6 protein-coding genes and 1 pseudogene are annotated in these 12,143 nt (G+C 46.0%); 2 read left to right on the top strand and 5 right to left on the bottom strand.

Annotated elements, in window-relative coordinates:
* Window positions 1-358: 358 nt before the first annotated feature.
* On the top strand, window positions 359-3,727 hold the full coding sequence (locus MC7420_RS26900; protein ID WP_006104380.1) for a hybrid sensor histidine kinase/response regulator: 3,369 nt from the start codon (window positions 359-361) through the stop codon (window positions 3,725-3,727).
* Between the two features lie 89 nt (window positions 3,728-3,816).
* The gene (locus MC7420_RS26895; protein WP_044209956.1) at window positions 3,817-4,254 is read left to right on the top strand and encodes a chemotaxis protein CheW; all 438 of its coding nucleotides are present in this window, start codon (window positions 3,817-3,819) and stop codon (window positions 4,252-4,254) included.
* 212 nt (window positions 4,255-4,466) lie between these two features.
* Here the strand turns inward: MC7420_RS26895 and MC7420_RS26890 are convergent, their stop codons facing one another.
* From MC7420_RS26890 to MC7420_RS26875, 5 genes and pseudogenes are all read right to left on the bottom strand, one after another.
* Entirely contained in the window at window positions 4,467-5,201 is a 735-nt protein-coding gene (locus MC7420_RS26890; protein ID WP_006104512.1) for a hypothetical protein, read from the bottom strand.
* Window positions 5,202-5,212: 11 nt separating this feature from the next.
* On the bottom strand, window positions 5,213-6,490 hold the full coding sequence (locus MC7420_RS26885) for an AAA family ATPase (protein WP_044209955.1): 1,278 nt from the start codon (window positions 6,488-6,490) through the stop codon (window positions 5,213-5,215).
* 119 nt (window positions 6,491-6,609) lie between these two features.
* A pseudogene (locus tag MC7420_RS44165) lies at window positions 6,610-6,687 on the bottom strand (hypothetical protein); the annotation flags it as partial.
* A 1,153-nt stretch (window positions 6,688-7,840) separates the two neighbouring features.
* Window positions 7,841-11,809 carry a HEAT repeat domain-containing protein gene (locus MC7420_RS26880; protein ID WP_006104439.1) on the bottom strand — a complete coding sequence of 1,323 codons (3,969 nt, stop codon included), beginning with the start codon at window positions 11,807-11,809 and terminating at the stop codon, window positions 7,841-7,843.
* A 3-nt stretch (window positions 11,810-11,812) separates the two neighbouring features.
* The gene (locus MC7420_RS26875; protein ID WP_006104460.1) at window positions 11,813-12,133 is read right to left on the bottom strand and encodes a CU044_2847 family protein; all 321 of its coding nucleotides are present in this window, start codon (window positions 12,131-12,133) and stop codon (window positions 11,813-11,815) included.
* Window positions 12,134-12,143 lie beyond the last annotated feature (10 nt).

The raw sequence follows: 12,143 nt of genomic DNA, 5'->3' as shown, positions 1-12,143 counted from the left end.
ATAAGGATGTCAATAAGGTTTCATCTTTGGAGATACTAATGTCGCTCAAAACCTGATTTTAAAAGGTTTTAGATGCCTTGTCATTCCTTCAGTCCACCCCTACAAACCAGAATTATTGAGCCTAGCGTTGGGTCAAAATTCAACACTTAGTCAGGGCGGGTTTTGTACCAAGGTTATCAGCAATAGCCAACAGAAAGTCCCTAAACCCGCCCCTACAAACCAGAATTATTGAGCCTAGCGTTGGGTCAAAATTCAACACTTAGTCAGGGCGGGTTTTGTACCAAGGTTATCAGCAATAGCCAACAGAAAGTCCCTAAACCCGCCCCTACATATCCCCTACACATTCAAGAGTTTCCCTATGAATGATCCAAATATTCGTGAACAAAGCTACCACTATTTTCTGGAAGAAGCGCCAGAACTTATGGGTATTATCGAACAAGAATTACTCGATCTACGGACTAATTTTAGTGTCAACAAAGTCCACCATTTAATGCGAACCACTCACACCCTAAAAGGGGCGGCGGCGAGTGTGGAGTTGGACACGATTAAAACGGTGGCTCACTCGTTGGAGGATATCTTTAAAACTCTGTTTAATCCCGATGTCGTGATTGATGCGGAGGTGGAGGCGTTACTGTTTGAAGGCTATGAATGTTTGCGGCTACCCCTGACGGCGGAAGTGATGGGGGGAAAGATTAATGAGGCGGAAGTTCTCGATCGCACGGCGGCGGTGTTTGCGAAGTTGCAGGAAAAGCTGGGTGATTGTTTTGACCAACAAGCGAATATTCCGAGTTCGTTGGAGTTGGGATTTGATGTCACTCAATCCATTTTTGAGGTGGGGGTGAGTCAGCGGTTGGATCAAATTACTGAGGCTTTGGCGAGTAATGATCCGTCAGTGATGGCGGATACCTTGCGATCGCAGGCGGAGGTGTTGCTGGGTGTGGCGGAATCGATGAATTTACCGGGATTTGCGGCAATTGCCAGTAGTGCGATCGCGGCGTTGGAGAATTATCCGGATCAGGCGGAAATGATTACTCAGATCGCCCTAGCTGACTTCCAGGCGGGACAAAAGGCGGTGCTGGATGGCGATCGCACTCAAGGGGGTCAACCCTCTCAATCCCTGCAAGAATTGGCGGGTGTGGTGGATGGTGATCTAGAGGATGCTGCGCCAGTCGCCGCGCCAGAGAATGTCTGGGAAGCGGATCTGAGTGATTCAGAGGTTAGTGAAGAGTTGGCGGCGTCTGATACATACGCGGCGGATTCAGTTTACCCCGATGAAGAGTTTTCGCAACGTCCGATCACTGATTCGGCAGATTTTCAACTGGATGCGACGGATTTGACGCCTTTACTGGATATCGATATCAATGAGTATGAGGATTATAGTGTATCCGAACCGGAGACAGAAGGGGTTGAGGAACCCGATTCGGCTGACTTATTGGATAGTGTTTGGGGAAATATCTCGGTTTCCGAATCAACAATTGAGGAGGATGTTCCGGTAGAATCTGAATCGGAATCCGAAGAAGTGTTTCCCGTCTTCAAAACTCCAGCCCATAATTTTCAGGACTCAATCCCAGAATCTGTACCGACTCCTCCAGTAGAGGCGGAAGAACCGTTAACGGATTATGTTTTACCTTCGCCACGGGTACAACAAGAATCGGTTCCGGAAACGCAGCCGCAAACGGTGCGGGTGAATATTGATCATTTAGAACATTTGAATTATTCCGTTGGGGAACTCTTAACCTACCAAAATCGCCAATCCCTCCAGGATGAGCAATTGCAATCAGCGGTTCGTTTGGTATTAACTCGGCTGCAACAGCATCAACAACTTTTGGATGAATTACAAGATTGGCATGACCGTCAATTGCATCGATCGCAACAAAAACGGATGAGTCTCAGGGGAAGAAAACGCCGAGAAGCGATTCAAGAAAAGCCGTCATTGGCTTGGCAAAATCCCCAGACGACAATCCCCAATTACTTTGACCCGTTAGAACTGGATAGTTATAACGAACCGCAGCTTTTAATCCAGTCGCTGATGGATGATACTGCCCAACTGACGGAAGCAACGGAGTCGATTGAAGTTTTTGCCAGTCAATTTAATCAAACCTTTGACAAACAACGGCGACTGTTAACCAGTATCCGGGATACCTTGATGGAGGCGCGACTGTTACCGTTAGGCACTTTATTTAGACGGTTTCCGCGAGTGTTACAACAGTTAGAAGTCACCCACAATAAATCTGTGGAACTCTACATGGATGGGACAGAGGTATTAGTGGATAAAGTGGTGGTGCAGAAACTTTATGACCCCTTACTGCACCTGATCCGAAATGCCTTTGATCATGGGATTGAATCGCCAGAGGTTCGCCAAGAATCTGGCAAAACCCGTCAGGGTACTATTGCCATTGATGCCTATCACCAGAATCGATATTTGGTGATTGAAGTTCGGGATGATGGGCAAGGGTTAAACTTTGAGAAGATTCGCCAACGGGCGGTAGAACAGCGCTTAATTGATGCTGAAAAAGCCAGACGATTGTCACCTGCTGAACTGGCGGAGTTTCTGTTTGAACCCGGTTTTTCCACCGCTTCCGGGTTAAGTGATTTATCCGGGCGGGGAATTGGGATGGATGTGGTGCGTTCTCAGGTGGAATCCCTGCAAGGATCAGTGACGGTATATTCTCAACCGTATTATGGAACAACCTTTCGGCTGCAAATCCCCCTAAATTTGACGATCGCCAAGCTACTGTTGATGGAGGCGGGAGGTCAAACTTATGCTTTACTCTCAGATGCGATCGAACAAATCATTATCCCGCCACCGGAACGACTGCGCTGCTGGGATGAGGGGAAAGTGCTGCGATGGGGTACTGGCAAGGATGAGCAACTGATCCCGATTTTTTCGTTGGCAGAGGTGTTAGATTACCATATTCCTCAACCGAAAACCTTAGTGTTATCCTCTCAACGCCCGTTAGTTGAGCAAACTGCGAAAATGTCGGTGATTTTGATCCGGTGTCAGAATCGGCTATTAGGCTTGGAAGTTAACCAGCTTGTCGGGGAACAGGAATTAGTGATTCGTCCCCTGGGATCGATGATTGCACCTCCAGATTACGTGTATGGCGGCTGTATTCTGGCAGATGGTGGGTTAGCCCTGGTGCTAGATGGGACCACATTAATGCAGTCGATTGCGGATCAGCAGACGGCAAAATCCCCGCCAGAGTTTACCGCTGATTTTCAATCCTCAATGGTGGCTTTAACGGGTTCCACCTCTGTTGCATCCGATCGCAACCAGCGACAATTATCTCCCTCCCGCCCAGCGGCGTTACCTGCTGCACCTGAACCGCCACCCCCTACGCCAACCCCCAGGCGATCGCCCCAACTGGTGCTTATTGTCGATGATTCGATTACCGTGCGCCAAAGCTTAACCTTTACCTTACAAAAGGCGGGCTATCAGATTCTCCAGGCAAAGGATGGGTATGAAGCCATTGAACAACTGCAAAATCATGGAGAGATTCAAGTAGTGATATGCGACATTGAAATGCCGCGCATGAACGGATTTGAGTTTCTAAAATACCGCCAACAGGAGCCAGAACTAGCCAAGATTCCTGTTTTAATTTTGACCTCTCGCAGTAGCGAAAAGCATCGTTTAATTGCCACTGAGTTAGGGGCGAATGATTATATCACCAAGCCCTTTCTTGAACCTCAGTTGTTAGAGACCGTGCAGCAATTTATCAATGCTTAGATGGTTATAACGTTCTGATAAATTTCCACCTGGAGAGGGATAAACGTGCTGCTGTATTTTGCATTCTGTCCTTTATCAACCAATAAACTATGACCAGTGACACCCAAAAATATATCGTCTTTAAGATTAGCGACTGTCTAATTTCACTGCCCATGGATAACGTGTTAAAAGTGCTAAACACACCATCCAATGAGAGTGGTTGGAATGCCATGGGATTACTGCAAATTGGAGATTATACGATTCGGATTGTTGATTTACATCAACAGTTAAATCCTGACTATGACACTGATTCAACCAACTTGCAATCCTTTTTAGTCATTACCAACCCCATAGAAGGCGATCTCTTTGGCATTATCGTTGATGAACCGCCCAATTTAATTGAATTAAATCCTGACCTAATTCGTAAGTTACCTAAATATAACCGTCGCTTACCGATGGTGAGTCATGCGGCGGTTCTCCAGGAGAATGAGAAGAAAACGACAATTTTTATGTTAGATTTATTTGAATTATTTAATCCAGTTGCATAAACTTGGTCATTTGTCCTTTGTAAGCGTTTGAAGAACCGTATAACCGTAGGGTGCGTTAGGCGTAATCAATTATATTGATCATCCTGTTAATGGAAATGTCGCCGTAACGCACCATTATTTTGATCAAGGCAACAATTAAAAGCGTAGGGTGCGTTAGGCGTAATAATTCATATTTATTATCCTTTGAATGGAAATGTCGCCGTAACGCACCATTATTCTGGTCTATCTACCCCGTGTTTTCCCAGTGATAACATTTGAATAAAAAGTCTTGATTCAGGAACATAGCTAAAAATTCTGTCTACACTGTCTGGTGTTATGTAGTTTAGTGCCTTCTCTTCAAAATCTTGATCTCGAAGCCGTCGCAAATCATCAGTTCCATAGAGGAGTTGCTTCAACTCTTTAGGTTTCTTACCATAGTACTGAATAGGAGGTTGTTTGGCAGCCGCCACAAAAACTTCAGAAGAAGGAAAGCAGACTAGAGATAGTAGGACTGGTAAATATTGACAAGGATAGCCTTCTCGCGATTTAAGAGCGTAGAACTTATCTATTGCTCCCATAAAGATTTTAGATATACTAAAACTCCAATCTTTAAAATAGTCCTCAGGACTGGATAAAGATTTCTCTGCATCAGTTGTAATTAACAAAATGTCTCGATTATAAAGTTCGCCAATACCCACTTCAGTTTCAAAATCAGAAAAGGCAGCGACTAAAGTATTTGTGATATTGTTTTGAAGTTCAGATGCAGGTTCACTAGGTAGATAATAATTCTGTGACCGAGTTGCTGACTTCCAGTAACGATCGACATAATCTCGTACTGTTTGTCTACTTAATTTGCAAATATTAAAACTCGTCGTATTGAATGTTCCGTTAAGTAGAACACATTGAATAAACTTCTCGAAAATAGCCCGATCAGTTTCTCCATCCCCCACAATGCCTATATTTCTCATCAGTGTCGCCTTTACCCAATTGTTCCCGAATACCAAAGTTCTGCCAGTTGGTATTTAGGAAGTTCCACGACGCGCTTGCCATCTTCACGTTCTATAATTTCTCCTTCAACAGTACCTATTCCGACTAAGGTATCAAGAGATGTGTTGAGATTGCTGACGTCACTCCTCCGGCTACGTTTATCTAAACGAACCGTGTAAACATGATCAAGATGATCATGAAATTCTCTTAGAACAGAAGGGCTATTGGATGTAATGATGAACTGGGAAGAATACCCTTCAGAACTTGGGGATGTCATTTGCCATATCCATCTCATTAGTTCTTGAATGTTGCCAGGATTAATGCCATTTTCAATTTCCTCTAGAAGAATTAACGTTGGAGGGCGTCGCAGAGAAGCTAAGAGACTAATTGCCGCCGCTTTCATAAAGCCATCTGACAAAACCTCTGGTGGAAATTCCTCTACAATTCCTTGACGCCCTAAATCAAATTCCCAAACTAGGCGAGAGCGTTGATCATCATACCTGACTCCCTGAAAACTTGGTTCAAACCGTCGCATTAAAGCCGTAAATCTTGTAAATGTACGCTCATCATTTTCTTTTAGATATTTAATGATAGTCTGAAGATTACGACCCGTGTCTCCTAATTTGGACGGGATTCTTATTTTAGGCTGAGTTTGACGGTCTTCAGGTTCTAAGCCACTTTCTGTATAATTTCCATCTTCATTTTGACCAACAGTGAACAAATCTTTGAGAAAAGCTGGCTGAAAATGATAGCTAAATGTGTTGGCAAAATCATCGAATAAGTTTCTGCATAATTCTTGTTCTGTATTTGTCAATAATTGATCGTCTTCGATTTTTTTTCTTAGTTGAATTGCACCTGAAAGCTTGCTGTATCCACTTTTAATACTCTTAGGTTCAGATGAATTGAAGAGCTGAAACTCTATTTTTTCTTTACAAGCTGCTTGTTCTTTTAGGCTTTCCTCTTTAAACAATTTCATGGAGTATTTAGCTTTCCCCTGGTTATTTGACCATGTAATAGAAAATTCTATGGATTCATCATCTTGAGCCAGCCTATATCTATGAGGATAGAGATCTCTTGCCGCTATGACTGTTTGATGGCGAATGTGATGATTAGGACGACCACGCCTAACCAGACCGCAGAAATGTTGTATCCCAGCTAGCAAATTCGTTTTACCCGAATTATTGTTGCCAATCAGGAGTGTTATTGGGTATAAATCTACAGTGGTTAACTTATGGGTTCTAAAGTTTTTAAGCGTTACTTGATGAAACATATTGATCTCTAGTACATAGGACTCTAAAAAAGAATTACACTTTAATCGTTAGGAAGTGCCAAACCTATCGAGTACAAGGCTAACGATAGAGGAGATATTACCCACTCTATCATTTTATATCATATCCGGTTAAACACCCCTAATAACGCAGGAATTGCCCTGTGTGAACCAATTTTACCTAAGGCATAGGCGGCATGATAGGAACAGAACCGTAGAACCGTAGGGTGCGTTAGGCGTAATCAATCATATTGCTCATCCTGTTAATGGAAATGTCGCCGTAACGCACCATTATTTTGATAAAGGCAATGCCCACTTAATCGAAGGGCACGATAATATCGTGACCCTACCGAATCAATTCGCTCTCAACAATGGTGGACTAGGCACTCGAATTAGTCAGAACCGTAGGGTGCGTTAGGCGTAATCAATTATATTGATCATCCTGTTAATGGAAATGTCGCCGTAACGCACCATTATTTTGATCAAGGCAATGCCTACTTAATCGAAGGGCACGATAATATCCACCCGTGTCAACTTAAGCTGAACCCCTCACCCCCAGCCCCTCTCCCACACCGGGGAGAGGGGAGCAAGAGGGAAGCAAGAGAATCCGGTTTTCCTTCTCCCGTGCAACAAAAGCGAAGCATATTCTGGTCTCCCCCGTGCAAAAAAAGCGAAGCATCCGCAAGCGTGAAGGCACGACTATGCCAGAAGAATCCTCACCGTTGCTCCTCAAAACTGGGTCATTTGAGTCTTTTACTCCACGTTTCGTGTTCTGAACTCCACGTTTTGTGTTCTGAACTCCACGTTTTGTGTTCTGAACTCCACGTTTTGTGTTCTGAACTCCACGTTTTGTGTTCTGAACTCCACGTTTTGTGTTCTAAACTCCACGTTCCGTGTTCCGAACTTCACGTTCCGTGTTCTGAACTCCACGTTCCGTGTTCCGAACTTCACGTTCCGTGTTCTGAACTCCACGTTCCGTGTTCTGAACTCCACGTTCCGTGTTCTGAACTCCACGTTCCGTGTTCTGAACTCCAAATGCCGTGTTTTTGAGTCAGGACTTACGCACCTACACCCTATACATGGATTAAGGTGCGTTACGCTTCGCTAACGCACCCTACATCTAGAGCTTTGGCGTAATATCATGTCCGGTTGAATACCCATAATTACGGTGATGGGGAGAGGGGGAGATGCGGTGAGGGTGAGTAGAGGCTTGGGTTTTGGAGTCTGTACATTTTTATAGCAACCGCCATAGCGGTTAGGACACATCATTTATGTTCCAGACGCGCCATGGCGCGTCTCTACTATGGGTGAAAAGGAAACAGGGGAATGTCCTAACATATCCCTGTCACCCCGTCACTCTCTAGATGGGGCTTCCTGCCAAATTTCGTAGTTATAGAACTTGCAGTTCTCTTGGATAGCGAGGATGACGCTGAGGGCATCTTGACCAGAATTAGTTGGGATTAAGGTGAGGAGATAGGGGAGGTATTGAGTGATGGCTTCGGTGTCTTTCTTGGCGATTTCACCTAAGGCATCGGTGGCACTCCTATGCACCCAATACTCAGAATCTTCCACCAGTTTTAGCAAGGCAGGAATCGCCGCCTGTGAACCGATTTTACCTAAGGCTTCTGCGGCACTCCTACGCACAGAAGAATCCAAATCTTCCAGCCGTTTTAGCAAACTAGGAATCGCTGTTTCTGAACCAATTTTACCTAACGCATAGGCGGCACTACTACGCACATGATAATCCGAATATTCTACCAGTTTTAGCAATGCAGAAATTGTCCTCTCTGAACCAATTTTACCTAACGCATAGGCGGCACTACTACGCACACCAGAATCCGAATCTTTTATCAGTTTAAATAACGCAAAAATTACCTTCTCTGAACCAATTTTACCTAAGGCTTTAGCTGCACTTCTACGCACATCAGAATCCGAATCTTCCACCAGTTTTAGCAAACCAGGAATTGCCATCTGTGAACTGATATTACCTAAGGCTTTAGCTGCACTTCTACGCACATCAGAATCCGAATCTTCCACCAGTTTTAGCAATGCACAAATTGCCCTCTTTGAACCTATTTTACCTAAGGCATCGGCGGCTCTCCTACGCACAGAATAGTTAGAATCTTCTACCAGTTTGAGCAAGGCAGTAATCGCTGTCTGTGAACTGATATTACCTAAGGCTTTAGCGGCGCTCCAACGCACAGAATAGTTAGAATCTTCCACCAGTTTGAGTAAGACAGTAATTGCTGTCTGTGAACTGATATTACCTAAGGATTCAGCCGCACTACTACGCACAGAGCAATCCGAATCTTCTACCAGTTTGAGTAAGACAATAGTCGCCCTCTCAGAACCGATTTTAACTAAGGAATTTGTGGCACTACTACGCACAAAAGAGTCAGGATGTTTTACTAGTTTGAGTAAGGTGGGAATTACCCTCTCTGAATCGATTTTAACTAACGCATAGGCGGCACTCTTAAGCACATTACAATCCGAATCTTTTACCAGTTTTAGCAATGCAGAAATTGCCCTCTCGGAACCAATTTTACCCAAGGAAATTGTAGCCATCCAACGCACATAATAGTCAGAGTCTTTTGCTAGTTCAAGAAAGGCAGAAATAGCTGTCTGTGAACTGATATTACTCAAGGCTTCAGCGGCTCTATAACGTACAGAAGAGTCAGAATGTTTTACCAGTTTGAGTAAAACAGTAATCGCTCTCTCAGAACCAATTTTTCCTAAGGCATCGGTGGCACTACTACGCACAGAGCAATCCGAATCTTCCACCAGTTTGAGTAAGACAGTAATCGCCCTCTCGGAACCGATATAACCTAACGCATTGGCGGCATTGCAACGTACACCATAATCCGAATCTTCCACCAGTTTAAGCAAGGCAGAAATTGCCCTCTCGGAACCGATATAACCTAACGCATCGGCGGCTCTCCTCCGCACATAAGTATGAGAATCTTCCACCAGTTTGAGCAAGGCAGGAATCGCCCTCTCGGAACCGATATAACCTAACGCATTGGCGGCACTACAACGCACATGATAATCCGAATCTTCCACCAGTTTAAGCAAACCGGGAATGGCACTATCCGATCGCGTCTCCCGCAAATGCTGAACTTTTAACCAAGCGGGTACATCCAACGCCTCCACATACCCAACCGTCTGTTCCTGAAACTCTAACTTTACTTCCCCTGCTAACCGCGCTCCTAACTGCCAATCCACTGCCAATGCCAGTTGTACCAACTGCACCGCCCGCCTATCCTCCAGCAGTGCCAACATCAACGCGATTGGTTCTGTCCATTTTAGGTAGTTGAGATACTCCCGTTTCAGCACACCATCACTCAACGTTGGCAACCGTGCCAACAATGCCTCGGCTGCGTAATATTCCTGAATCAGTTGATGGCGAAACTCTAACTCCTGATTACCTGTTCCCGCCTGAATTAGATGATACTTCTGTAAATCCCGCAGACATTTGCGGGCAAAATCCTCTCCATACGCCACCTTGCCATGGAGAAATTGCGCGATCGCCTGTACTGCTTCTTCCCGTGGAATCCCTACCCGTAGTTCCGTTGGCGTCTCTCCCTGCATCATTACCCACGCCAACTGTTGCAGCACCGATTTCCACCAGTCGCGATCGCTCTCAATCACCACATCCTGTTTCAGGTTGCGCTCATACCCCTGAGTAAATAACTGAAACACCAACCCCAAATTCTCTGGAATTTCGTTTGTCTGCTGAAACAAGCTACATAGCATCCACAGCAGCAACGGCGTTTTCCCAAACTCTCGTAAGCGATCACCCAGTTGGTGCAGCATTTCCTTCGCTTGTTCTGGCAAGTATGCCCGGATAAAGTCCTGCATTTGCGCTTCCGTAAGCGGCTGCATTTCCAGCTTTTTCTCAATCCCCAGATCTCCCCCCAGGCTCAAATCCCGTGTGGTGAAAATCATCGGTACTGTGGGATGATTGCGGCGAAAATCAGAAAGCTGCGATCGCGCTTCCTCTGACGGTAACTCATTCACCCCATCAAAGAGGATTAGCGATCGTGACAAAACGGTTTCCAGTTGTGCCTCCCTTAAGGGGAGTTCATTTCGAGTAAAGGCATTGAGAATTAATTGGGTAATTGAACCTTGCCAGTAACGCAGTTCCACCAATACCGGAATTAGGGTTGACTCCCCTCTCCCAGAATTGATACTGCTGGTCACTAACTGAGGGGTTTGACCCCTCCCCAAACCCCTCCCCGCCACGGGGAGGGGCTTAGAGGCTCCCCCTTCCCTCGCAGGGAAGGGGGCTGGGGGGTTAGGTTTTTCCAATTCGCCAGCAGTATCAGAATTGCCAGAGGGACTGGAGTTCAGGACAGTTGTCGCCTCTTCCAACAGTAACCGTGCCAACGCCGTAGACTTTCCTGATCCGGGGCGCCCGACTAACAAAACCTGCTCCTGGGCATACTTCCGCAGCCCTTCCAGCACTGAAAATCGCTCAACCTTCTCTTTCTGTCGCTGTTCTCGCTCTTTCTCTTCCTGTCGCTGTTCTGGCTCCTCCTTTTTCACCATCTGCACCATCAACCCGAAGTCAAAAATCGGTGTCACATCTTCAGACTGCCGTTGTTTGCTTTCAGCATCAGTTAAGGTGTAAAGCTGCCACCACTTCTCATATTTGGTAGTAACTGCCGTTAAATAGGGCTGAAAATCAATGTCAGACGGCTTGAGAACCAAATCCCGCCAGCGCCGATCGCGTTGATGAAACTGCTGCTGTAACTCTTGCAATTGGGGGAACTGCTGCAAAATCGCGGTAGTGGGTACAGCACCACCCCCCAAATCAAACGAGCGATCGCGGGTAAACTTAACCATCCCACAAACCTTACCCGTTCGCTGATTCAGCAACGGTGCGCCACTCATCCCTGGACGCACTTGTCCCAATTTAAACTTAATTAATCCTGGCTCATCCCCGGTTACACCTTCACAGTTAAACGTCACCGGACAACCATTGTCAAACTCTTGATCCGGATAACCAAATAGATAGAGCAGATCGCGGGATTGAATCGCCCCATCCAAATACACACAAGGCGGATAATCATCAGTCGGAAGCCTCACCCGCAACAGCGCTAAATCATACGGATCAGGGCGCAATTCCTCCACTACCGCCTGTGACCAATTCTCCTGGGTTTGCCAGCGTACCTGAACCGGTTCCCCTTCTGCCTTTTTCACCACATGAGCGCAGGTGAGAATCCATTCTGGAGCCACAAAAAAGCCTGTTCCCCAACCCATGCGACCCGGAAGGGAGAGCTTCACCGTGCATTGTTGCAACAGATTCTCGACGCGACTCATGGTTTACGGTTTCGGCTGGGCTTCCCATTCCAACGTGATTTCCAGATTGGCTTTCCCCGATCCTTTGACAATCACCGCCGTCAATTGTCCCGCCTCGATCGCCATTTCCATCCCAAATTTTACCGTAGCCTTCTTGGGTCTGGCTTTTTTCAGGGGGGCGGCGACCATCTGTACTACCCCCTCGATCGCATCAGCAACAGGCTGAAACTGCTTGGCGTCAAAGCTGACATCCTCTCGCCCTGTCGTTGTTACCTCAAATTTCGCGATCGCCCCATTGGGAAGTTCAACGGGAACGGTATCACGGCGGGATTCGGCAAAGCTCATTTGATTCTCC

Origin of the sequence: Coleofasciculus chthonoplastes PCC 7420, from assembly GCF_000155555.1 — a bacterium.
Lineage (GTDB): Bacteria > Cyanobacteriota > Cyanobacteriia > Cyanobacteriales > Coleofasciculaceae > Coleofasciculus > Coleofasciculus chthonoplastes_A.
This window is presented reverse-complemented; position numbering and strand designations above follow the sequence as displayed.

What these genes read in the sequence shown, in the direction of transcription:
- MC7420_RS26880 (WP_006104439.1), bottom strand. Translation starts at nt 11,809, where the DNA reads ATGAGTCGCGTCGAGAATCTGTTGCAACAATGCACGGTGAAGCTCTCC.
- MC7420_RS26900 (WP_006104380.1), top strand. Translation starts at nt 359, where the DNA reads ATGAATGATCCAAATATTCGTGAACAAAGCTACCACTATTTTCTGGAA.
- MC7420_RS26875 (WP_006104460.1), bottom strand. Translation starts at nt 12,133, where the DNA reads ATGAGCTTTGCCGAATCCCGCCGTGATACCGTTCCCGTTGAACTTCCC.
- MC7420_RS26890 (WP_006104512.1), bottom strand. Translation starts at nt 5,201, where the DNA reads ATGAGAAATATAGGCATTGTGGGGGATGGAGAAACTGATCGGGCTATT.
- MC7420_RS26885 (WP_044209955.1), bottom strand. Translation starts at nt 6,490, where the DNA reads ATGTTTCATCAAGTAACGCTTAAAAACTTTAGAACCCATAAGTTAACC.
- MC7420_RS26895 (WP_044209956.1), top strand. Translation starts at nt 3,817, where the DNA reads ATGACCAGTGACACCCAAAAATATATCGTCTTTAAGATTAGCGACTGT.